The following is a 22642-nucleotide window of genomic DNA, read 5'->3' on the forward strand; positions in this document are numbered from 1 at the left end:
GCCCTCTCCGTTTGATCTTAGACAATCGTGATCGGTCCAAGCCTCATTTCATTGATGATCTGTTGCAAACAATCTGCTTTTTGCCTGCTTAAGTTGTCGGACGTTGTCAGCTTTGAGATCTGCTGCCGCATCTCAGCCGCTTCACCACCCTTCTGACGAAGGTAGCCAGCAAACTCTGCGTTCTTTGCCTGGGCGTCCAACAGCATCTGGCTGATACCGAAAACATCCGCCCGCGCTTTGCGTAGCTGCGCGTTCAGTTCCTGGATCTCGTTCTCCAGCAGGCGGCAGTGCTGTCGGTACATTTCCAACGGGGTAGGAAGGCCCAGCCATCCGAAGGTGTCGTCGTCATTGTTCATGAGTGCGAATCCAATACTGTATGCGCATACAGTAATTGAGGTTTGACTCTGGCGCGATTTGAGGCGACGAGCTGTAGGGGAGAGAGGGTTTTGGCAGGGAAATGTCAGCTGAGATAGATGAAATTTTGCCCTACAGCAGCATGAAAAAACCCATTTCAACATAGCATTTGCTGGCTGTCACGGCAAGCGTAGGGAGCTGCGTGGGCCAATAAATACGGGGCTTTCAGCATGTTTTGGCCTACCGCGCAGTCGCAGCCAGGACAGGCCCGGCTCGCGGCTGCCAAGGCGGGGAGTTGGCGTGCCACAAGTGGGGTAGTGACGTGCCACAAATGGGGCTGTGACGTGCTTCATCACTCGGCGCGCGCCGTCGTCCCCCCACCTCGCCTGCGGGCTAAATGGGTCTTTTTTTCTGCACACCTGCGGACCACTCTCGGCGGCGCAGGCTGGGCGCTTGGTTGGCATTGTGGGGAGGTCAAAAGCCTGCGGAACCCTGCACCGAGGGGTGAATTCTTTGAGCGGTCTGTAGCGGCTGTCGTACAGCTGGAGGGGGGGCATCTCAAAAAGAGTAATTTCAGTAACCACCCCAAGGGATCGGGCTGGAGGCCACGTATTCCGTTGGGTTTGGTATTACAAAAAGGAGTAACAGAGAAGTAATTGAAAAGGTAATTTTTAAGCAACCTATTGTTTTTAAAGGGTTTTTATAAAGGTCAAAATTACATTTATAAAGAGTAATCAGATTACTTAAATATTACCTAAATATTACCTTTTGCCGAAAACATAAAACCCTTTAATTTCAATGGCTTGAGAGCGAAAAACGGTCAAGATTACTTATGTTACTCTTTTTTTGCCCCCCTCTAGATTTCAGGTTTGATGCCCTAACGCGTGTAATGCGCACGCGTAAGCAGGTGTCAGTTGTCGGCCGTGGGAATGGCATGGGAATGAATTTGCGCACCTGGCACCGCTGGAGCCCTTGTATTCCGGGGCCTCGACCGAGAGATTCAGGGTGCGGGTACTTTCGAATCTCTCCTTCACCGCCAAATTCGATGTAAACAAAACCCCTGGTTTCGAAAGAACCCAGGGGTTTTGTGATTTCTGGGGTTTGAAAGGTACAACTTTTATCAGCTCAGTTGTCTGGCCTTTCAGTCTGCGGCCCCATGACGTCACACCCTATGCCTAAGCCCGCCCTCAATGCCTATGCCGATGATGCACATCCGGAAAATGCGCATGGCTATGCCTCATCACTTCATGTGCATGCTCATGGCTATGAGGCACCTTCGAGTCCCACTCAAACCCATGCTCATGTTGATGATGCTCATCATGCACATGCCAGTGCCCATGTTGCGTTGCCTCATGCACATGCTCATGGGCATGCCGCTCCGTCAGGTGCAGCCACACGCCTACGGCCATCAGCGCCGAAGCAATCCAGAACGCCACGGTCACCGACTCGCCAAATACCAGCAACGCCACTGCGGCACCGAGAAAGGGTGCCGTGGAGAAGTAAGCGCCGGTGCGCGCGCTGCCCAGCCCGCGGAGGGCCAGCACGAACATCACCAGGCTGATGCCATAGCCGAGGAACCCCACCACCAGGATCGGCGCCAATTGCGCCACGCCCGGAATCTGCGCCCCCAGGTAAAGCCCCAGGCTGCAATTCACCAACCCCGCAATCAAACCCTTGGCGCCAGCGATAAAGAGCGCGTCAGACGCCGACACCTTGCGCGTCAGGTTGTTATCAATGCCCCAGCACAAACACGCTAGCGCAACGGCAAGCGGTCCGGTCCAGTCTTGGCGGCTGCCGTCAGCACCGGACCCTGACAACACCACGCCGCCCAGCACAATGGCGAGCATGCCGAGGACGATGCGTCGGTCGGCGTTTTCGCGGAACACGACCCAGGCGATCACGGCGGTCAGTACCGATTCAAGGTTGAGCATCAGGGAGGCGCTGGCGCTGGTGGTGCGGGTCAGGCCGAACATCAGTGCAACGGGGCCGAGGAGGCCGCCGAAGGCGATGGCGCCAAGTAGCCAGGGCCATTCCGATGGGGTTAGCCCGGTAGGTTTCCAGCCGCGATCACGGATCAAGCGCACACCGGCAAGGCCAATGCCGCTGCCGAGGTAGAGCAGGCCGGCGAGCAGGATGGGCGAGAGGCCCAGGCCAAGACTTTTGGCGAGCGGGGTGCTGGCGCCGAACAGGGCGGCGGCCGCGAGGGCGTAAATGATGCTGAGGTTCATGGGCCATCCTCGAAAGTCAGGCCCATGATACGTCGCTTGCCGGGGTCAGCGCCCTGGCAATTTCGTACTTTATTGCGCGGTTTTCAGCTTGATCACATCACCGGAGATTTTGGTGGTGTAACCGTTCAATACCCAAGCCCAGAACCACTTTTCCTGCACTTGTGTGTTGATCAACGCGTCGCCGCCCTTGGCCTTGATGGCTGCATCCTGGGCGCGTACGAAGCGGTTGTTCTGGCCGATGGGGATGACGCCCAGCAGCATGATGCCGGTGGCGCTGGCTTCGCTGTGGCCGAGGACGGTGTATTGGCTGGCGTCGTATTGCTGGGTTTTCATGGCGGTGCCGGTGCAACCTGCCAGGGTGAAACCAAGTACGGCTGCTGCAACGACTTTACTGACGTATTTCACTCATAACTCCATAGGTTCAATCTCGAGATTCAATTCTCGGGGGGGCGACACTCTAAGCGCTCAGTTGGCAGATTGAAATCAATCAGCGAGGCTGGGTCGCAGTCTGGCGGGTACTGCGCGGTGATCCCATTGCAGCCTGGTTGGGGCTCGACAGCGCCCACATTTATTCTTCGGCGTGTCAGAGATGCAGCCACGCCAGGCCACCCAACATCACCGCCACCCCGCCGGCGGTGTACGACATGCGTTTGAGCCATTCCTTGCGCGTGAGCAGGGTAATCGCCGCCAATGAAATCGCGATCTGAATCGCCGTCATCGCCTGGGCCCAGCGATGGTGCTGGTGCAGCGCTTCCTCGGATTTGTGGTCCCAGTCCCGTGAAGTGGCCTCAAGCGTTTCGGCCTGTTTACGCACTTCTTCCTTCTGGCGCTTGTAGCGCTCGATCTCCGCCTGGTAATGCGCCGCATCCACGCCGGGAATATGGCTGGCCAGTTCTGCCAGGTTCTGGCGGCTGGATTTGGCCTGGTAGTAGTTCCACTGGTTAGCGGCTTCGGTCTTGATGATGGCGGCGTTGTTCTTGTCCATCGCAGCTTCACTTTCGCTGGAGCCGGCCTGATAGCTGAGCATGGCACCGACGGTCGCCATGATCGCGGTCATCACGGCGATACGACTGGCAAAGCTATCGCCGCGGCCGTGAGCATGCTCGGTGGTGTGTTCAAGGTGTTTTTCGTGGGGGCTGGGAACTTCGAAGGCTTCGGACATGGGGCGACCGCGAACGGATTGAGGTGCGCTGATTGTTCACCAGCGCAGCTGTCTCACGCCTGTACGTAACGCTGCAAACCTGCCACCAGTGCATCGAATGTCACCCGGCAGCGTGGGCTGTTGCGCAGGTCTTCGTGCATGCTGACCCAAGTGTCCATTTTAAACGCGAAGCCGTCAGGCAGCACTCGGCGCAGACGTGGGTCGCGCTGGGCCAGTTGTACCTGGCACCCACCGATGCCGGCACCGGCGCGGATCATTGCCAGTTGCGCCAGGTCGCTGTCGCTACTGATGGCGAAGGCGTTGCGCTCAAAACCCTTGATTGCCAGGCTGCGGATAAATGCAGTGGCTTGATCAAAGCCGATGACGGAGTGGCTGGCCAGGTCGTGCATGTGTTGGGGGATGCCGTGTTGCTGCAGGTAATCGTCACGGGCATGCAGGCCGACTTCGATCAGGCCGATACGCCGCGCCACCAGCTGCTCCTGGCTGGGGCGCACCATGCGCACGGCAATGTCGGCTTCCAGCTGCAGCAGGTCGCTCAAGCGGTTGGTCAGCACCAGTTCCACCTTCAGGTGCGGGTGTTCCCGGCGCAATTGCGTGATGATCGGCGGCAGTACCTCCACACCCACCACTTCACTGGCCGATACTCGTACCACGCCGCGCACCTCATCGCCTTGGGACGAGGCGGCGCGTTCAAGGGCGGCGGCGGTACGCGCCATGGTTTCTGCATGCGCCCGCAGTGTGTGGGCGACCGTAGTGGGTAATAAGCCTGAGGGCGAGCGGGTGAACAACACGACGCCCAGCGCCGTTTCCAGCGCGGCGATGTGCCGCCCTACCGTGGGTTGGGTGATGCCGAGCTGCCGTGCGGCCCCCGAAAGCGATCCTTCCTTGAGTACACCGAGAAATGACCGGTAAAGCTCCCAACCGATATTCGTAGCCATACATAAATGTATAGCGGCTCGATACTCTTGGGCAATTTCTCTATAGCTGTTCCGCATCCAACATACCCTCATCAACCAACAGTGGGAGAGGGTGATGAGCAAGGTTCTGGTTTTGGGTGCAACCGGTGGCATTGGTGGCGAAGTGGCGCGGCAGTTGAGCGCGGCGGGCTGGGAGGTGCGGGCGTTGACTCGGGATCTGATCAAGGCTCGCAGCCAAAATCCTGTTTTTACGTGGCTAAAAGGCGATGCCCTGAATCGCGACGACGTGATCGCGGCCGCCCGGGGCTGCGCGGTAATCGTGCACGGCGTCAATCCGCCGGGTTATCGCAAATGGGCCGAGTGGGTGTTGCCGATGATCGACAACTCCATTGCGGCGGCCATCTGCGAAGGCGCGACAGTCGTGCTGCCCGGCACGGTCTACAACTTCGGGCCGGATGCATTCCCTGTGTTGCACGAAGACTCACCCCAGCACCCGCTGACTCGCAAGGGCGCGATCCGTGTGCAGATGGAGCAGCGCTTGCGAGCCGCTTCCACTCAGGGCGCCCGGGTGGTGATTGTGCGCGCTGGGGATTTTTTCGGCGCCAGGGTGGCCAATAACTGGTTTGCCCAAGGCTTGGTCAAACCCGGCAAACCGGTGCACACCATCCGCTACCCAGGCGATTACGGCGTGGCCCATCAATGGGCTTATCTGCCGGACGTAGCGCGTACAATGCTTGAGTTGATTGAGCGTCGTGCCAGTCTTGGCGCCTTCGCCTGCTTTCATATGGCTGGGTACATGGATGCGGACGGTACGCAGATGGCTAAGACGATCCAGCGTGTGGTGCTGCGCAGGACGGGCCAGCAATCCAGGGTCGGCGCGTTTCCCTGGTGGTTGTTGAACTGGGCGGCGCCTTTTGTCGTCACCGTGCGTGAGATGCAGGAGATGCGCTACCTGTGGCAAACACCGTTGCGCCTGGATAACCAGCGCCTGCTCGCGACGCTCGGCCATGAGCCCCACACACCGCTGGAACAGGCGGTGGAGGCCACCCTGGTTGGCCTGGGTTGCCTGCCTACTTGCGTTTGATCAGGTGTGCATACACGGCGAGGTTGACCACCACCACCACGGCCCCCAGCACTAATTGAGTATTCGCAGTCAGCCCGGCGGGGTAGATCAGCGTCAGAATGTAATGCTCGATAAACCCACCGCCATAACCATCCTGCCCGGCCAAGTGGCGAAACAGGTTTTCCCAACGGGTGAGTGGGCAGGGCAGGTGCAGCACCTCCACCGCGATGCCCCAGGCAACGGCGGGCAGGTGCAGCCACATTACCCTGGGCCACTTCAGGGTGAGCAGGCCGCCGAACAGCACGAACAGGATAAAGGCCAGGTGGAACAGCACGAGGCCGTCGGCGGCTAGGCGGTAGAGCATGTTTGAGCTCGATGTGAGGTGAAGGGGTACGTGAATTTTTGCAGCGCGCCGTTATAGCTCCAGTTGACTGGCATTGATACCGAACGCTTTGGCTATCTTTTCCCGCGTGGTGCGGCGGGGTTTGCTGACCGCTTCCTGCTGGGCAAATGCCGATTGTGAAATACCCAGGCGTTTGGCGACTTCTTCCTGGGTCAGGCTCAGGTGCTCGCGCCACGCGCGAATAGGTGTTGCGCCATCCACCAGGCTGCTGACTACCGCATGGGGGATCAGGTTTGGATCGTTTTGCTGCGCCACATAGTGTTCATAGGGAATCACCACATAGGCTGGCTCGCCCTGCGTATTGTGGATGATCTGTACGGCAGTAGGTTCGCTCGTCACGTTTTTTAACCTCTTGGATGCTGACGACCTGGATGCTGCCGTCCCAGTCGAAAAGGACCCGGTAATGACCTACCCGCAAGCGATAGCTGTGAGGATGGTTAACCAGTGCCTTGACGTTGATTGCATCGGGCATGTGTTCAAGAGCGGACACGGCATCGCGTACCTGTTGCTGATGATACGAATGCAACCGAAGCAATTGTTTGACGGCTTTTCGCGTCCATTGGATTGAATTCATGGGAGGTTAATAAGTCTTTTATAAGGTTTGCAATCGGTATTTTCAGATCCGCGTCAACGGGTCATGACGTTTTCCTCTCAAACCCTAGACGGCCGCCGTCAGCGCCGACGGGTAAAACTGTTGCGTGGTATGAATCAACGGAAGGCCCACGAAGGTTGCTTGCAGGCAACGAGGGCCGTTATTGTGCTGAATCCTTTTAGTCCTCGCCCCAAGGTTGTGTTGTGATGAATGCACCGCGTACCGCTGTCCCGATCAAAGCCGTGATTTTCGATATGGACGGGTTGTTGCTGGATACCGAAGGCATCTACACCGAAGTCACGCAGATCATTGCCGAACGCTATGGTCGTACCTACGACTGGGGCATCAAGCAGCACATCATCGGGCGGGGTGCCCAGGATTTGGCCGATTACGTGGTCAAGGCCCTGGACCTGCCGATCACGCCCGCCGAGTTTCTGGAAATACGCGAACCGCTGATGAGCGAGCGCTTTCCCAAGGCCTTGGGTATGCCCGGTGCCGAGGCGTTGGTGCGGCACTTGAAGGCGCACAATATTCCGATTGCGGTGGGCACCAGTTCATCGCGTAACTCGTTTGGCCACAAGACCACCCTGCACCGTGAATGGTTTGGCCTGTTCGACACCATCGTCACCGCTGACGACCCGGAAGTAGGCGCTGCCAAGCCCGCGCCGGATATCTTCCTCACCGCCGCGCGCCGGTTGGGTGTAGCGCCTGAGGATTGTCTGGTGTTCGAAGATTCGCCGTTCGGCGTGACGGCGGCGAAGGCTGCGCACATGACCGCTATTGCGGTGCCCGATGAGGCGATGGCTGACAGCAAGTACCAGCATGCTGACCAGATTATTCGCAAGCTCGCCGACTTTGATTTGGCCGCCTACGGCTTGCCCCCCATGGCCTGACCCCGCGCGGTCAAAAATGTGGGAGCTGGCTTGCTCGCGAATGCAGGGTGTCAGTCAGTAGATTTATCAACTGACTCACCGTATTCGCGAGCAAGCCCGCTCCCACATTTGGGTTGCGGTTCTGCAAAAATCAGGCGCTGAAACCACCATCGATGGTCAGGCTGGCGCCCGTGATATAGCCGGCCTCCGGCCCGGCCAGATAGGCCACAAAACTGGCAATCTCCTCCACATGCCCATACCGTCCTACCGCCATCAACCCGATCAGGCTTTCGGCAAAATCACTGTTCGCCGGGTTCATATCGGTGTCCACCGGCCCAGGCTGCACGTTGTTGATGGTGATGCCCCGTGGCCCCAGGTCCCGCGCCAATCCCTTGGTCAACCCCACCAGCGCCGCCTTGCTCATGGCGTAGGGCCCGCCACCGCCAAAGGGCATGCGTTCGGCGTTGGTGCTGCCGATATTGATCACGCGGCCACCTTCGCCCATGTGCTTGGCGGCTTCCTGGGTGGCGATAAACACGCTGCGTACATTGATCGCCAAGGTCTGGTCGAAGTCTTCCAGCTTGAATTCGTCCAGCGGCGCGATGGCCAGCACGCCAGCGTTATTCACCAGGATATCCAGGCGTCCAAACGCCTCGACCGTGGTGTTGACCGCCGCGCGAATCGCCGTGGCATCGGCGCTGTCGGCGTGAATCGCCAGAGCCTGCCCCCCTGCGCCGATCACCTCGTTCTGCAGTGTTTCAGCCTTGGCGGCCGAGCTGGCGTAGGTAAAGGCAACCGCTGCCCCCTGGGCGGCGAGGCGCTTGACGATGGCGGCGCCGATGCCGCGGGAACCGCCTTGAATCAAGGCGACTTTGCCGGTGAGGTTGTGTGTGGTCATGTCGATCTCCGAGGTAGTTGATGGAGCGAGTATCGACCTCGCCCGCGCTGCTCGGTAGCCCGTGGTTGCTATAGTCTGTGTAAACCAAAAGTTTAGAGTGGAGCGATATGGAAAGCTTTGGCAGTATCGAATGCTTTGTGCGCAGCGCCGAGGGTGGCAGCTTTGCCGAGGCTGCACGGCACCTGAGCCTCACTCCCGCAGCGGTGGGTAAAAGCGTCGCCAAGTTGGAGGCGCGCCTCGGGGTGCGGCTGTTCCAGCGCAGCACTCGGCGTCTGGCGCTGACCGAAGCCGGCAAGGTGTTCCTGGCGGAAGTCAGCGGCAGCCTCACCACCATTCAGAATGCGGTCGCCAACCTGGCCAGTGCCGAAGGGCGGCCGGTGGGCACGCTCAAGGTCAGCATGGGGCCAGTGTTCGGCAATCGGTATGTGGTGCCGTTGTTGGGCGAATTCATGCAGCGCTGTCCGGATATCAGCCCGGATTGGCATTTTGATAACCGCCAGGTCGACCTGATCGGGCAAGGCTTCGATGCGGCCATCGGTGGCGGGTTTGATCTGCCCCAAGGCGTGGTGGCGCGCAAGTTGACCCCGGCGCACCGGGTGCTGGTGGCGTCGCCGGATTACCTGGCGCGCCGCCTGCCGGTGCTGGCGCCCGATGACCTGTCGCACTGCCTTGGCATCTTGATTCGCTCGCCGCAGACTGGCCGGGTGCGTTCATGGCAACTGACCCACCGTGAGCGCGAGCACAGCCCACTGGTACTGAAGCCAGCCATGACCATGAGCGACTCCGAAGCCGCCTGCTGCGCCAGTGCCCAGGGCCTTGGCATCGCGCTGGTGAGCATGCCAATGGCCGTGCCGTTCCTGGTCAGCGGTGCGTTGGTGCGAGTGTTACCCGATTGGTATGTGGACGACGGCAATATTTCCATCTACTACGCCGAGCATAAGTTGCTGCCGGGCAAGACGCGGGCGTTTGTGGATTTCATTATTGAGCAGTTCGCCGAGCAGAAACTGGCTCAACGATTCAGTGCCATCTGAGCAGGGCCTTGCATCGAGTCGTGGCCATCGCGGGCAAGCCCGGCTCCCACAGTAATCGCAATCCAATGTGGGAGTCGGGCTTGCCCGCGATGCAGGCGCATCGGTCTACCGCCCGAACTTGCCCGGCCATCCAATGACTTTCTTCGGCCGCGGCGCCGCATACGTCCTGATCTTCGAGGTCGACAACCCCAACCGCACCAACGACTCGGCCACCATCACCGCCGCCGTCACTCCGTCCACCACTGGCACCCCGGTGCGCTGGCGGATCTGCTCATCCAGCCCGGCCATGCCGCCGCAGCCCAGGCAGATCACCTCGGCCTTGTCGTCGCGGATGGCCAGTTCGGCCTGGCGCACGATGGCCTCCATGGCGCCCAGCGGGTCTTCTTCCAGTTCCAGCACCGCCATGCCGCTGGCGCGCACCGAAGCACAACGCTGGTAGAGGCCGGCGAGTTTCAGCCGGTCTTCAATCAGCGGCACAGTGCGGTCCAGGGTGGTCACCACCGAGTAGGCGTGCCCCAGGAACATCGCGGTGCTGGCCGCCGCTTCGGTGATATCCACCACCGGCACATTGAGCAGTTCCTGCAGGCCTTCACGGCCATGTTCGCCATAGCCGGCCTGGATCACCGCATCAAAGGGCTGGTCGTAGGCCATTACCCGATCCATCACGGCGATGGCTGCCAGATAGCTTTCAAAATTGCCTTCCACCGATTCTGCGCCGAAGTACGGGGTGAGCCCGTCAATCTCGGTGCCCGGTGAAGCCACGGCCCGTGCTTGCTGGGCAATGGTGTCGGTGATGGATTCGGTGGTGTTGACGTTGACCACGAGGATACGCATGGAAAGTCCTTGTTTAATGACTGACGTTATCGACGGCAATGCTTTCGCCGCTGACATCGGCGTAGTGCGGTTGACGCTTGGCAATCAGCAGGTACAGCAACCCTGCAATGCCGGCGCCAAACAACCAGGAAAACGGCGAGACGCTGGCAAACCCCGGCAACAGCGCCAGCAGGATGGCGATCACCGCCGCCGGAATGAACGCCGCCACCGCACGCATATTCACCCCCCGGCTGTAGTAATAAATGCCTTGGGGGTCTTCGCTGTACAGCTGCGGCACATCCACCTGGCTTTTACGGATCAGCCAGTAATCGACCATGATCACCCCGTACAACGGCCCCAGCAGCGCGCCGAGGCCAGAGAGGAAATACACGATCACCAGTGGGCTGTTATAGAGGTTCCACGGCAGGATCAGCACGGCAACGAAGGCGCTGATCAGTCCGGCGCGGCGAAAGTTCAGGTACTTGGGCGCCAGGTTGCTTAATACAAAGGCCGGGGCGACGAAGTTGGCCATGATGTTCACCGCCACGGTGACGATCAGGAAGGCCAGGCAGCCGAGCACGAGAAAGAAGGTGTTGGGGATCGCCGCGATGATTTCGGTCGGGCTTTCGATCACGCGGCCATTGAGCTGGAACTGCCCGCCGCACAGCAGCACGGTGATGGCGGCGAACACCAGGATATTCACCGGCAGGCCCCAGAAGTTGCCGACCTGGATAGTCCTGCGGCAGGGTGAGGAACGGGCGAAGTCGCAGAAGTTGAGGATCAAGGTGCCGTAGATGGCCAGCCACAGCGCGCCGCCGGCAAAGATATTGCGCCACATCTCGCCGCCACTCAGGGGCTCGCGGATCGACCAGGCAATTTGCCCGTTCGCCTGGAAGTACATCCAGCCGGCCAGTGCGGCCACGGTCAGCAGAATCACCGGCCCGGCGAAGCCTTCATAGCGACGTACCATTTCCATGCCATAGGCGAGAATCACCAACTGCACCAGCCAGATCGCCACAAAGCACGCCCAACCCAGGGTCGACAGCCCCAGAATCGAGTCGTGGTCATAATCGGCAAAGCCTGGATGAATGGCGGTCAGCAGCACGCGGAAAACTACCGAGGCCAGGTAGGTCTGGATCCCAAACCAGGCAATCGCAATTACCGCCCGAATCAACGCCGGAATCTGCGCCCCATGAATGCCGAAGCTGATACGGCTGATAACCGGAAACGGCACACCGGTCTTCTGCCCCATGTAGCCCGACAAGTTCATAAAGAAGTACACCAGCGCCGCGCCGATCCCCAGGGACAGCAATATTTGCCAGCCGCCCAGGCCTAATGCATAGAGGCCGATGGCGAATGAGTAGTTGGCGATGTTGTGCACGTCATTGGTCCACAACGCGAAGATGCTATAGCGCCCCCAGCGTCGGCCTTCGACCTTGGTGGGCGCCAGGTCCTTGTTGTGCAGGCGCGGGCTGAGTACCAGCGGACCGGGGCCGGCGGCCGCAGGGTTTAACGGGGAGGAGGGCAGATCCAGTGCGAGGGTGTTCGAGAGACTTGTACGCATTCCGGCAGGCTCCAGCGCATCTGCAGCAAAGCGGCGGATGGCAAAGTGTATGTAGGTTTTGTATTGATTGTATACAAAGCGCACTTCTGCCTAAGCCATATGCGTGCCAGTTCTCGATATATGAAAATCTTGGCTAATTTCGTTTTTATATAGGTTGAGAATAACTCACTGAATTACGGACACTATAAGTTGACCGTTTGAACAGGTATTTATTTTTTTGTTAATTGGAGGGCTATTTATAGACGGCGCCATTGGCGCAGAGAGATGTTACGTTTTGGTGCGTTGTATATTAAGTTGCACACAAAAATGGCACTTATGGTTACAAGGTTGTGTACAAGATTTACCCGGCCGAAAGGAAATCTCGCTTTCTGTAGGAGCGAGCAAGTTCGCTCCTACAGAGGCGGTGGCATGAGAGGCTCAAGCCTTGCTGATGATATTCCCCGCATGCAGCCCGCATTCCTTCTGCGTGGCTTCTTCCCACCACCAGCGGCCTTCGCGCTCATGCTGGCGGGGCAGTACCGGCCGGGTGCAGGGCTCGCAGCCGATGCTGATGAAGCCGCGCTCATGCAGGCTGTTGTACGGCAGCTCCAGCATGCGGATGTAGCCCCACACCTCTTCGCTGGTCATCTGCGCCAGCGGGTTGAACTTGTACAGGGTGCGTTCCGGCGTGGAGAACGCCGTGTCGATTTCCAGCGCCGCCACCTGGCTGCGAGTGCCGGGGCTCTGGTCGCGGCGCTGGCCGGTGGCCCAGGCGCTGACACCTGCGAGTTTGCGGCGCAGCGGTTCGATCTTGCGGATGCCGCAGCATTCGCCATGGCCGTCCTTATAGAAGCTGAACAGGCCTTTCTCTTTGACGAAGGGCTCCAGCTTGCTCGGGTCTGGCGAGATCAGCTCGATGTCGATCTTGTAGAACTCACGCACCTGCTCGATAAACCGGTAGGTCTCCGGATGCAGGCGGCCGGTGTCGAGGCTGAACACCTTGACGTTCTTGTTCAGCTTCCAGGCCATGTCCACCAGCACCACATCCTCGGCACCGCTGAAGGAAATCCACAGGTCATCGCCGAACTGGCTGAATGCCAGCTTGAGAATGTCCTGGGCAGACTTGTTGGCATAAGTCGTGGCGAGTTCAACGACGTCGAAGGCTTGGTTCATCAGGACGGTTCCTACAGGTCAGTGGCGCTGAGCGCTCTCTAGGAGGGCGATGGTATCAAAAACTGTCCCGCGTTGCGGCGGCTGGCTTGAGTCGCTAGAGTTCGGCAGTCCTTTTGCTCGCTCAACTAACAACATCTAATAGGAGTGTCGTGTGGAAATTGCCTGCCTTGACCTGGAAGGGGTACTGGTTCCGGAAATCTGGATCGCCTTTGCCGAGAAAACCGGCATTGAGTCCCTGCGGGCCACCACCCGTGACATCCCCGACTACGACGTGCTGATGCAACAGCGCCTGCGTATCCTCGACGAGCATGGGCTCAAGTTGGCCGATATCCAGGCCGTGATCGCCACACTCAAGCCGCTGGACGGCGCGATCGAGTTCGTCAACTGGCTGCGCGAGCGCTTTCAGGTGGTGATCCTGTCCGACACCTTCTATGAGTTCTCCCAGCCGCTGATGCGTCAGCTGGGGTTCCCGACCTTGCTTTGCCACCGCTTGATCACCGATGAAAACGACCGGGTAGTCAGCTACCAACTGCGCCAGAAAGACCCCAAGCGCCAATCAGTGCTGGCATTCAAGACCCTCTACTACCGCGTGATCGCTGCCGGTGATTCCTACAACGACACCAGCATGCTGGGTGAAGCTGACCGTGGGATTCTGTTCCATGCGCCGGACAATGTGATTCGCGAATTCCCGCAGTTCCCGGCGGTGCATACGTTTGAAGACTTGAAGAAAGAGTTTATCAAGGCGTCGAATCGGCAGATGAGCCTGTAAGTTATGCGGCGCGGCTGATTGCCCCATCGCAGGCAAGCCAGCTCCCAGCTTCGACCCTGTAACGTCAAACGACGCGGTCAACTGAGGGAGCCGGGGTTGCCCGCGATGGCGTCGGCTCCGTCACCGCCTAACCCTCGGCCAGCAAGCGCTCATAAGGAATACGCAAGCCTTCATGCAGGCGTTTGATCATCGCCAGGCTCAGCTTGCGCTTGTGGTTCAGCACCTCTGACACCCGCCCACTGGTGCCGATAAACGGCTCCAGATCGCGGGCGGTCATGCCCAATTGCTCCATGCGAAACTTGATAGCTTCTACCGGATCCGAAGGGGGCATGGGGTAATGCTCGGCTTCGTACTTCTCGATGAGGATTGCCAGGATTTCCAGCTCATCACCTTCAGGCGAGCCGGGTAGTGCTCCCCATATCTGCTCGACTCGTACGAGTGCCGCAGTCAGGTCTTCCTGGGAGTGAATAGGTTTGATGTTCATCACGCAGTCTCCGCGTTGATCTGGTCGTACTGAGCGTGGGTCCCCACGAACCGTATAAACCCTAGTTGTCGCTGGTAGTCGATGGCCATGATCACTCGATACTTGTTGCCGCCGACGTTGAACACGACCCTGCCGCCCTTAAGAATGCTCGCTGTTCTGAGCTCGGCCTTGAGTGCTTGCGGTGTTGGATAATTGGCCTTTTCCATGTGCCGATACCACTCGACCAGCGGTGTTCTGGCGTCGCTATAAGCTGAATGGCTTTCCCAGAATATTCGTAGGGTAGAGAGAGCGATTATCCGCATCGCTTCAACCTCCCGTTTTGGGAGATCATAGGTGCGATTGCGCGGTTAGGCAATCTCGGAAATATTTCCAGACGAGGAGGCAGTCGCTTCATGTGATCCTTCACAGGTGGCGGTGGACGGTCGATCCGGACGCTATCTGCAAGCGTCTATTCCGTCCACAGCGGTTCTGATTCAGGCTTTTTCTATCGCATGGCGTTCTACTCGAACGCTAGGCAGGGGCTGTGCCCTACAGGTTTTCCAACGTTTGTAACAACACCCGCACCTTCGTCAGAGACTCCTGATACTCCGCCTGCCACTGCGAATCCGCCACAATCCCGCCGCCACCCCAGCAACACACCTGCCCATCCTTGACCAGCAAGCTGCGAATCGCGATGGAACTGTCCATCTCGCCGCGCACGTCCAGGTACACCAGCGAGCCGCAATACAACCCGCGGCGGGTGGGTTCAAGCTCGTCGATGATCTGCATGGCGCGAATCTTCGGCGCGCCGGTGATGGAGCCGCCAGGGAAGCTGCCGGCGATCAGGTCGAGGGCGTCTTTGTCGTCGGCCAATATGCCAGTGACGCTGCTCACCAGGTGGTGCACGTTGGGGTAGCTTTCCAGGCTGAACAATTCCGGCACGTTCACCGAGCCGATGCGGCAGCTGCGGCCAAGGTCGTTGCGCAGCAGGTCGACGATCATCAGGTTTTCTGCGCGGTCCTTGGGGCTGGCCAGCAGTTCGGCGGCGTTGGCGGCATCCTCTTCTGGCGTCAGGCCGCGAGGGCGGGTGCCCTTGATCGGGCGAGTCTCGACCTGGCGTTCGCTGATGCGCACAAATCGTTCCGGCGACAGGCTCAGCACCGCGCCGTCATCCGGCAGGCTCTGGAACCCGGAAAACGGTGTCGGGCAGGCCTCGCGCAGGGCGCAGTAGGCCGCCCACGGGTCGCCGCTACAAGGTGCGCGAAAGCGTTGGGTAAAGTTGACCTGGTAGCAGTCGCCGGCCTGAATGTAATCCTGAATACGCAGGATGGCCTGCTGATATGCCTCCAGGCTGAGGTCCGGCGCCATGGGGCCCTGAAGCTTGAAGGCGGTGGGCGCGCTGCCCGTTGCATGACTGAACAGAGCGATCAGCCGTTGCCGCTCGCTATCGGCCAGCACCGGGTGAAACACCAGCTGGCTGGTGCGCGCCTGGTGATCGCTGACCAGCGCCCAGGCATACAACCCCAGGCGCGCATCCGGCAGGTGCAGGTCGTCCACGGCCAGGCGTGCAACCTGTTCCAGGTGCCGGCCGAAGTCATAGCTCAAGTAACCGATCAAACCGCCGGCAAAGGGCAATTCAACCCCAGCAGGCAGGGCGGCCTCACCCAACTGCGCCAGGTTCTCTCGCAAGCGTTGCAGGAAATCGCCGCCGCTTTCATCCGGCCCAACCGTCAAGGTTGCTTCAGGCCAGGCGCTGAGCAGGTCATAGCGCCCCCGCTCGGCAGCCGGGCGGCCGCTGTCGAGCAGCACCGCGCCAGGCGCATGGCGAATAGCCGCAAAGTACTCGGCGGGGTTGGCCCGGTAGGGTAAGGGGTAAACGGAACAGGTCGACATGCGAGGGTGAATCAGCCAGTGGCGTGGGGGAGGGGATTGTAGTCCTCTGTAGGACTTGCTCCTAGGGGGGATGTCGGTGATAGCTCGATAGAGGGCATAGCCTGGGGGATGGATGGCTTGTCAGAAAGCTATCGCAGGCAAGCCAGCTCCCACCTAGCGAGCCCGGGCTTGCCTGCGATGCGCTGCTTAACCTTCAACCGGCGGAATATGCCCGAACATCTCCTGCACGAACTTCACCCGTTCTTCTGGGGTTTCTGTCACCCCGGCCGCCTTGAGTTCTTCCAGCCGCGCCTCCACCGCATGGGTGCGCAAGGTCAAGCCGCAGTCGTTGGCAATCTGGATGTTCAGCCCTGGCCGTGCGTTCAGCTCAAGGATCAGCGGGCCTTTTTCCTGATCCAGCACCATGTCCACGCCGATATAACCCAGCCCGCACAGCTCATAGCAGCCGGCTGCGAGTTTCATGAAACCGTCCCAGTTGGGCAGTTGCACGCCATCCACCGCGTTGGTGGTGTCGGGGTGCTTGGTGATGATGTTGTTCAGCCAGGTGCCGCGCAGGGTCAGGCCGGTGGCCAGGTCTACACCCACGCCGATCGCGCCCTGGTGCAGGTTGGCCTTGCCGCCGGACTGGCGGGTGGGCAAGCGCAGCATCGCCATCACCGGGTAACCCATCAGCACGATGATGCGGATGTCCGGCACGCCTTCATAGCTGATGCTCTTGAAGATCTGGTCGGGCACCACGCGGTACTCGATCAACGCGCGGTCGCGGTGGCCGCCGAGGGAGTACAGGCCGGTGAGGATGCTGGAAATCTGGTGCTCGATCTCTTCATGGCTGATGATCTTGCCGGACACCGTGCGATAGCGCCCTTCAAAACGGTCTGCAACCACCAGGATGCCGTCGCCACCGGCGCCCTGGGCGGGCTTGATCACGAAGTCGCTGCGCCCGCCGATGATCTCGTCGAGCTTGTCGATTTCCTTTTCGGTGGAGATCACCCCGTACATTTCCGGTACATGGATACCGGCGGCCAGCGCCCGTTCCTTGGTAATGATCTTGTCATCCACTATCGGGTACAGGCTGCGCTTGTTGTACTTGAGCACGTAGTCGGCATTACGCCGGTTAATGCCCATGATCCCCCGCGCTTCCAGGGCCTTCCAGGTCTTCCAGAAGCCGAACATCAAGAGTCAGCCTTCAGGAACGCCTTGAAACGCACCAGCTCGGTGAGGCGATAGCCGCGGTAGCGACCCATGGCCAGCATGAAGCCCACCAGGATCAACAGGATCGCCGGGAAGGTGAACACGAAGTAGACCAACTCCGGCACGCTCATGATCAGGTGCGCCAGGGACGCAGCGAACAGCGTGCCAATCGCCACTTTCAGCGCATGGTTGGCGCCACGCTCCTCCCAGGTAATCGACAGGCGTTCGATGGTCATGGTCAGGATCACCATCGGGAACAGCGCCACCGACAAGCCGCGTTCCAGCCCCAGCTTGTGGCTGAACAGGCTGATGGCGGCAATCAGCACCACCACAAAGGTCAGCACCACCGACAGCCTCGGCAACATCTGCAGTTTCAAGTGTTCCAGGTAGGACCTGAGTGATAACCCCAGTGCTGTGATAATTGTGAACAGCACAATCCCGAAGCCCAGTTGCGTCTCGCGGAACGCCAGGGCGATCAGCACCGGTGTGAAGGTACCCAGGGTTTGCAGGCCAATCAGGTTGCGCAGGATCAGAATCACCAGCACGCCAATCGGGATCATCACCATGATCATGAAGGTCTGCTGGGTTTGCAGCGGCAGGCCGTACAGTGAGTATTCGAGGAAGTTGGCGTCGGTGTTTTCGTCCGTCAGCTTGGCCAGGCGGATGGCATTCATCTCGCTGTTGTTCAGGCTGAAGGTCACCATGGCTTTCTTGCCGCCATCGACGGTGATCAGGTTTTCATCGCCGGTCCACCATAGCAGGCGGTCGGCGGGCAGGCCCTGTTCGCCAGTTTCCGGGTTGAAGTACAGCCAGTCGTTGCCGTTGAAACTGCGCAGCCACAGTTCCGGGGTTTGCGGCTGGTCGGCCACCAGGCGGATGGTGTGGACTTTCTCTACCGGCACGTGGGCGATGGACAGCAGCAGTTCGACGATCTTGGCTTTGTGCGGCGTCGAGGGGTCGCCGGCCAGCAGCAACTTCACATTGTCGTCGTTGAGGTTGTTGGTGCGCTTGATGGCTTCACTGATAAAGGTTTCGACGTCGGCCGAGTGCTGGCGGATCGGGGCCAGCAAGGCTTCGGCGGCGATCTTTTCCGGGCCTTCCACGGCGATGCTGTCGCGGAAGGTCGGGCCTTTGATCTTGATCTTTTCGCCGCTGTAGCGCTTGGTCAGCACCAGGCGGTAATAGAGGGTCTGGTTGCCCTTGGCCCGGCGCGCCGACCAGGTGACCTTGCGGTTGCCGTCGATGCGGTTGACGCTCACCCCGTAGTTGTTCGAGATAAAGCTCTCATTGAGGCTGACGAAGTCGCGGCTCAAGGGCGGCACGAACATCTGGATCTTGACCGGGTCTTTCGGGTTGGCGACGAACTCGACCTTGGCGTCGATGTTCCACAAGTCGTCGGTGGCATCTTCGGTGACGGGAATTCCCAGCACGAAGATCTGATAGGCGGTGACCGAAATGCCCAGCACCACCAGCAAGGTGATCAGGATTTTCAGGTGCAGGGTCAGAGAGCGCATTCGGTTTACTCGGCGGTATTAAGCGTCGGCGGCGCAGGCGGGTTTGCCTGCTGCATATTTAAGACTGGGGTCGACCAGCGCATCAAAGCGTTTCAAGGCTTCGGAGCCAATCAGCAGCGGGTATTGGAATGCGCTGCGGTCAGTCAAGTTCACTTCGATGCTGCGTAAAGCACTGCCCATGCAAATATCCAACGCAATCACTGGGCGGGCGGTGTAGTTCTTGTCCTCATCGGGGTCGTAGTCGCCGGCGCGGCGCTTGATTTTGCTGACACGCGCCAGGGGCAGTTCGATGGGGTGGGAATGGGCGGTGTCGATGGCCAGGTAGAAGCGTACCCAGGATTCGCCATTACGCTTGAAGCGCTTGATATCGCGGGCACTCAACGAGGCGGTCTTGGCGCCGGTGTCGAGTTTGGCCGCCACTTCCAGGTCGATACCCGCAAGCTTGGCGTATTCATTCAGGCCGTACACGGTCTTCTCGGCGCCAGCGCCAAGGCTCGGTATGCACAGCAGGCACATCACTAGTAGGTAAGGCTTGAGTCTCATAAATCCTGAGGCAGGGCAGTGCACTGTTCATTTCATGGGGACTGGCATTGCTGCGCAATCTCGGGTGCGCCCTTTCATCATCTGATGTCAGGCAAAAGCGGCGGGCATTCTAACATGATGCTTTTTTGGCGCCAGCGCTGGCAGGCGGCCATGCCTGGGCGGGCGATTGATGGGGTTATTAGACGATTGTCGACAATGTGTATTTATTCTTTGACTATGAGAGGCTTATTGGCTAGTTTTTGCGGCATTGATTTTAAAGGTGTCGACAATATGCTGGAGCAACTGGAAAAACCATCGGTGGCACCAGACGATTCCCAGACCATGTCAGAGAACGTCTTCCGGCGTATCCAGGCCGCCATCGTCAAAGGCGAAATCGCCCCCGGTAGCAAGATTTCCGAGCCGGAGCTGGCGCGCACCTACGGCATCAGTCGCGGCCCGCTGCGCGAAGCGATCCATCGCCTGGAAGGCCAGCGCCTGCTGGTGCGGGTGCCTCATGTCGGCGCACGCGTGGTGTCTTTGAGTCACGCCGAGCTGGTCGAGCTGTATGAGATTCGCGAGTCCTTAGAGGGCATGGCCTGTCGTCTGGCCGCCGAGCGCATGACTGACGCAGAGATCGAGGAGCTGCGCCAGGTGTTGCACACCCACGAACGGGATGCGGCGTTCCAGGCCGGTGTCGGCTATTACCAGCAGGAAGGCGACTTCGATTTTCACTACCGCATCATTCAAGGTGCCGGTAACCGCACCCTCACCCAAATGCTCTGCGGCGAGCTGTATCAACTGGTGCGCATGTACCGCATCCAGTTCTCCGCCACCCCCAATCGTCCACGCCAGGCCTTTGCCGAGCATCACCGCATTCTCGACGCTATTGCCGATCGCGACGGTGAACTGGCCGAACTGTTGATGCGCCGGCATATCGGCGCCTCCAAACGCAACATTGCCCGTCACTTCCCGGACGGTGCGCCTTCATCACGAGGTGAGTCATGAGTTCCAACAACAACAGCACTCCCGGCCAGCGTTTCCGTGACGCCGTCGCCAGCGAACAGCCCTTGCAAGTGGTGGGCGCCATCAATGCCAACCATGCGCTCTTGGCCAAGCGCGCCGGCTTCAAGGCGATTTACCTGTCAGGTGGCGGTGTAGCCGCCGGCTCCCTGGGCGTGCCGGACTTGGGCATCACCGGCCTGGATGACGTGCTCACCGACGTGCGCCGCATTACCGACGTGTGCGACCTGCCGCTGCTGGTGGACGTGGACACCGGTTTCGGCTCCTCGGCGTTCAACGTGGCACGTACCGTCAAGTCGATGATCAAGTTCGGCGCCGCCGCCATCCATATCGAAGACCAGGTGGGCGCCAAGCGCTGCGGTCATCGCCCCAACAAAGAAATCGTGTCCCAGCAGGAAATGGTCGACCGCATCAAGGCCGCCGTGGATGCGCGCACCGATGACAGCTTCGTGATCATGGCGCGCACCGACGCCCTGGCGGTCGAGGGCCTGGAGTCCGCGCTGGAGCGTGCCGCCGCGTGCATCGAGGCCGGTGCCGACATGGTGTTCCCGGAAGCCATCACTGAACTGGAGATGTACAAGCTGTTCGCCTCCCGCGTGAAGGCGCCGATCCTGGCGAACATCACCGAGTTCGGCGCCACACCGCTGTACACCACCGAACAGTTGAAATCTGCGGATGTTTCCATTGTGCTGTACCCGCTCTCGGCTTTCCGTGCCATGAACAAGGCCGCCGAGAATGTCTACACCGCGATTCGTCGCGACGGTACCCAGCAGAATGTGATCGACACCATGCAAACGCGCATGGAGCTTTACGATCGCATCGACTACCACACCTTCGAGCAGAAGCTCGACGCGCTGTTCGCCGCGAAAAAATAAACCCTGTGGTTCCCTGAACAACTACAAAATTGGAGAACGAACATGGCTGAAGCAAAAGTATTGAGTGGTGCTGGCCTGCGTGGCCAGGTCGCCGGGCAGACGGCACTGTCCACCGTGGGCCAGGCCGGCGCCGGCCTGACCTACCGTGGCTACGACGTACGCGAACTGGCCGCCGACGCCCAGTTTGAAGAAGTCGCCTACTTGCTGCTGTACGGTGAACTGCCAACCCAGGCCGAACTGGCCGCTTACAGCAACAAGCTGAGCAAACTGCGTGACCTGCCCCAGGCCCTGAAAGAAGTGCTCGAACGCATCCCCGCCGACGCCCATCCGATGGACGTGATGCGCACCGGGTGCTCGTTCCTTGGCAATATCGAGCCGGAGAAAGATTTCAGCGTGCAGCGCGATGTCACCGACCGCCTGCTCGCCGCGTTCCCGGCGATCATGTGCTACTGGTATCGCTTCAGCCACGACGGCCAGCGCATCGACTGCGTGACCGACGAGCCGAGCATCGGTGGCCACTTCCTGCACCTGCTGCATGGCAAGAAACCGAGCGAGCTGCACGTCAAAGTGATGAACGTGTCGCTGATCCTCTACGCTGAACACGAATTCAACGCTTCGACCTTCACCGCACGGGTGTGTGCATCGACATTGTCCGACCTGTATTCCTGCGTCACCGCTGCCATCGGCTCCCTGCGCGGCCCGCTGCACGGCGGTGCCAACGAAGCGGCGATGGAAATGATCGAACGTTTCTCCTCGGCCCAGGAAGCGGTTGAAGGCACCCTTGGCATGTTGGCGCGCAAAGACAAGATCATGGGCTTTGGCCACGCGATCTATAAAGACAGCGATCCGCGCAATGAAGTGATCAAGGGCTGGTCGAAAAAGCTCGCTGACGAAGTGGGCGACACCGTGTTGTTCCCGGTCTCCGAAGCCATCGACAAGACCATGTGGGAACAGAAGAAGCTGTTTCCTAACGCCGATTTCTACCATGCCTCGGCGTACCACTTCATGGGCATCCCGACCAAGCTGTTCACGCCGATTTTCGTATGCTCGCGCCTGACTGGCTGGGCTGCGCACGTGTTCGAGCAGCGCGCCAACAACCGCATCATCCGTCCAAGCGCCGAGTACACCGGCGTTGAGCAGCGCAAGTTCGTGCCAATCGAACGTCGCTGAATGGGATGGGCTGTGCCCGCTGGCTCATGTGCTTTTTTGTGGGAGCTGGCTTGCCTGCGATGGCATCACCTCGGTGTACCTGTCACACCACAGTGATGCCATCGCAGGCAAGCCAGCTCCCACAGGAAACAAAGCCAGTGTCGACAGTTCACCTTTCGAACTTACCGTGACCGAGT

General features: G+C 59.6%; 24 protein-coding genes and 1 pseudogene. 7 read left to right on the plus strand and 18 right to left on the minus strand.

Annotation, left to right across the window (positions count from 1 at the left end; genetic code table 11):
- Positions 1-17 precede the first annotated feature (17 nt).
- The 5 genes from BMH52_RS10785 to BMH52_RS10805 form a co-directional block, all read right to left on the minus strand.
- Complete coding sequence (locus tag BMH52_RS10785) at positions 18-356, minus strand: hypothetical protein (RefSeq protein ID WP_057709724.1); 339 nt, start codon at positions 354-356, stop codon at positions 18-20.
- Positions 357-1541: 1185 nt separating this feature from the next.
- Positions 1542-2582, minus strand: a complete 1041-nt coding sequence (locus tag BMH52_RS10790; protein WP_073843670.1) for a DMT family transporter — start codon at positions 2580-2582, stop codon at positions 1542-1544.
- A gap of 69 nt (positions 2583-2651) precedes the next feature.
- Positions 2652-2987 (minus strand): hypothetical protein, encoded by a 336-nt coding sequence (locus BMH52_RS10795; RefSeq protein ID WP_003193349.1) that lies wholly within the window; start codon positions 2985-2987, stop codon positions 2652-2654.
- A gap of 178 nt (positions 2988-3165) precedes the next feature.
- Positions 3166-3744 (minus strand): DUF4337 domain-containing protein, encoded by a 579-nt coding sequence (locus tag BMH52_RS10800; RefSeq protein WP_003193347.1) that lies wholly within the window; start codon positions 3742-3744, stop codon positions 3166-3168.
- A gap of 53 nt (positions 3745-3797) precedes the next feature.
- The gene (locus BMH52_RS10805; protein ID WP_073843672.1) at positions 3798-4682 is read right to left on the minus strand and encodes a LysR family transcriptional regulator; all 885 of its coding nucleotides are present in this window, start codon (positions 4680-4682) and stop codon (positions 3798-3800) included.
- Positions 4683-4776: 94 nt separating this feature from the next.
- Here BMH52_RS10805 and BMH52_RS10810 point away from each other — a divergent pair, with 94 nt between their 5' ends.
- The gene (locus BMH52_RS10810) at positions 4777-5745 is read left to right on the plus strand and encodes an NAD-dependent epimerase/dehydratase family protein (RefSeq protein ID WP_057976286.1); all 969 of its coding nucleotides are present in this window, start codon (positions 4777-4779) and stop codon (positions 5743-5745) included.
- On the opposite strand, the gene BMH52_RS10815 is transcribed toward BMH52_RS10810, so the two are convergent.
- From BMH52_RS10815 to BMH52_RS10825, 3 genes and pseudogenes are all read right to left on the minus strand, one after another.
- The gene (locus BMH52_RS10815) at positions 5732-6088 is read right to left on the minus strand and encodes a DUF2784 domain-containing protein (RefSeq protein WP_073843674.1); all 357 of its coding nucleotides are present in this window, start codon (positions 6086-6088) and stop codon (positions 5732-5734) included. The genes BMH52_RS10810 and BMH52_RS10815 overlap by 14 nt on opposite strands.
- Before the next feature lie 51 nt (positions 6089-6139).
- Positions 6140-6466, minus strand: a complete 327-nt coding sequence (locus BMH52_RS10820; protein WP_073843676.1) for a helix-turn-helix domain-containing protein — start codon at positions 6464-6466, stop codon at positions 6140-6142.
- Positions 6450-6701 (minus strand): annotated as a pseudogene (locus BMH52_RS10825) (type II toxin-antitoxin system RelE/ParE family toxin); the annotation flags it as partial. The pseudogene BMH52_RS10825 and the gene BMH52_RS10820, both read right to left, overlap by 17 nt.
- Positions 6702-6925: 224 nt before the next feature.
- Here BMH52_RS10825 and BMH52_RS10830 point away from each other — a divergent pair.
- A complete protein-coding gene (locus BMH52_RS10830) occupies positions 6926-7612 on the plus strand; it encodes an HAD-IA family hydrolase (protein WP_019820575.1) in 687 nt (228 codons plus the stop codon).
- 130 nt (positions 7613-7742) lie between these two features.
- Here the strand turns inward: BMH52_RS10830 and BMH52_RS10835 are convergent, their stop codons facing one another.
- Positions 7743-8489: a 3-oxoacyl-ACP reductase family protein gene (locus tag BMH52_RS10835; RefSeq protein ID WP_073843678.1), complete on the minus strand. Its 747-nt coding sequence runs from the start codon at positions 8487-8489 to the stop codon at positions 7743-7745.
- A 107-nt stretch (positions 8490-8596) separates the two neighbouring features.
- On the opposite strand from BMH52_RS10835, the gene BMH52_RS10840 reads away from it, so the two are divergent.
- Entirely contained in the window at positions 8597-9520 is a 924-nt protein-coding gene (locus tag BMH52_RS10840; RefSeq protein ID WP_073843680.1) for a LysR family transcriptional regulator, read from the plus strand.
- Between the two features lie 105 nt (positions 9521-9625).
- Here the strand turns inward: BMH52_RS10840 and BMH52_RS10845 are convergent, their stop codons facing one another.
- From BMH52_RS10845 to BMH52_RS10855, 3 genes are all read right to left on the minus strand, one after another.
- Positions 9626-10354 carry an aspartate/glutamate racemase family protein gene (locus BMH52_RS10845; RefSeq protein WP_073843682.1) on the minus strand — a complete coding sequence of 243 codons (729 nt, stop codon included), beginning with the start codon at positions 10352-10354 and terminating at the stop codon, positions 9626-9628.
- 13 nt (positions 10355-10367) lie between these two features.
- Positions 10368-11897, minus strand: a complete 1530-nt coding sequence (locus tag BMH52_RS10850; protein WP_019820568.1) for an NCS1 family nucleobase:cation symporter-1 — start codon at positions 11895-11897, stop codon at positions 10368-10370.
- Positions 11898-12314: 417 nt separating this feature from the next.
- Positions 12315-13049, minus strand: coding sequence for a phosphoadenylyl-sulfate reductase (locus BMH52_RS10855; protein WP_014719506.1), 735 nt, complete (start codon positions 13047-13049; stop codon positions 12315-12317).
- 151 nt (positions 13050-13200) lie between these two features.
- Here BMH52_RS10855 and thrH point away from each other — a divergent pair, with 151 nt between their 5' ends.
- Positions 13201-13818 (plus strand): bifunctional phosphoserine phosphatase/homoserine phosphotransferase ThrH, encoded by a 618-nt coding sequence (gene thrH, locus BMH52_RS10860; protein ID WP_073843685.1) that lies wholly within the window; start codon positions 13201-13203, stop codon positions 13816-13818.
- A gap of 127 nt (positions 13819-13945) precedes the next feature.
- Here thrH and BMH52_RS10865 read toward each other — a convergent pair whose 3' ends face one another.
- The 6 genes from BMH52_RS10865 to BMH52_RS10890 form a co-directional block, all read right to left on the minus strand.
- Positions 13946-14302: a type II toxin-antitoxin system HigA family antitoxin gene (locus BMH52_RS10865; RefSeq protein WP_014719504.1), complete on the minus strand. Its 357-nt coding sequence runs from the start codon at positions 14300-14302 to the stop codon at positions 13946-13948.
- The gene (locus BMH52_RS10870) at positions 14302-14604 is read right to left on the minus strand and encodes a type II toxin-antitoxin system HigB family toxin (protein ID WP_032903090.1); all 303 of its coding nucleotides are present in this window, start codon (positions 14602-14604) and stop codon (positions 14302-14304) included. Before BMH52_RS10870 ends, BMH52_RS10865 begins: the two co-directional genes overlap by 1 nt.
- 226 nt (positions 14605-14830) lie before the next feature.
- Positions 14831-16174: an aminodeoxychorismate synthase component I gene (pabB, locus tag BMH52_RS10875; RefSeq protein ID WP_073843687.1), complete on the minus strand. Its 1344-nt coding sequence runs from the start codon at positions 16172-16174 to the stop codon at positions 14831-14833.
- A gap of 186 nt (positions 16175-16360) precedes the next feature.
- A complete protein-coding gene (locus BMH52_RS10880) occupies positions 16361-17347 on the minus strand; it encodes an alpha-L-glutamate ligase-like protein (protein WP_003193326.1) in 987 nt (328 codons plus the stop codon).
- Complete coding sequence (locus tag BMH52_RS10885) at positions 17347-18879, minus strand: inactive transglutaminase family protein (protein WP_014719502.1); 1533 nt, start codon at positions 18877-18879, stop codon at positions 17347-17349. Before BMH52_RS10885 ends, BMH52_RS10880 begins: the two co-directional genes overlap by 1 nt.
- 18 nt (positions 18880-18897) lie before the next feature.
- Positions 18898-19422, minus strand: a complete 525-nt coding sequence (locus BMH52_RS10890; protein WP_014719501.1) for an ATP-dependent zinc protease — start codon at positions 19420-19422, stop codon at positions 18898-18900.
- A gap of 270 nt (positions 19423-19692) precedes the next feature.
- Between BMH52_RS10890 and BMH52_RS10895 the strand changes: the two genes are divergently transcribed.
- From BMH52_RS10895 to prpC, 3 genes are read left to right on the plus strand one after another with little or no spacing between them, the layout of a single operon-like run.
- Positions 19693-20406: a GntR family transcriptional regulator gene (locus tag BMH52_RS10895; RefSeq protein WP_014719500.1), complete on the plus strand. Its 714-nt coding sequence runs from the start codon at positions 19693-19695 to the stop codon at positions 20404-20406.
- On the plus strand, positions 20403-21296 hold the full coding sequence (prpB, locus tag BMH52_RS10900; protein ID WP_003193320.1) for a methylisocitrate lyase: 894 nt from the start codon (positions 20403-20405) through the stop codon (positions 21294-21296). Before BMH52_RS10895 ends, prpB begins: the two co-directional genes overlap by 4 nt.
- Positions 21297-21338: 42 nt before the next feature.
- Positions 21339-22466, plus strand: coding sequence for a 2-methylcitrate synthase (gene prpC, locus BMH52_RS10905; protein WP_014719499.1), 1128 nt, complete (start codon positions 21339-21341; stop codon positions 22464-22466).
- The last annotated feature ends 176 nt before the right edge of the window (positions 22467-22642 follow it).

The sequence above is a fragment of the Pseudomonas sp. BTN1 genome, assembly GCF_001907715.1.
Taxonomy (GTDB): Bacteria; Pseudomonadota; Gammaproteobacteria; order Pseudomonadales; family Pseudomonadaceae; genus Aquipseudomonas; species Aquipseudomonas paracarnis.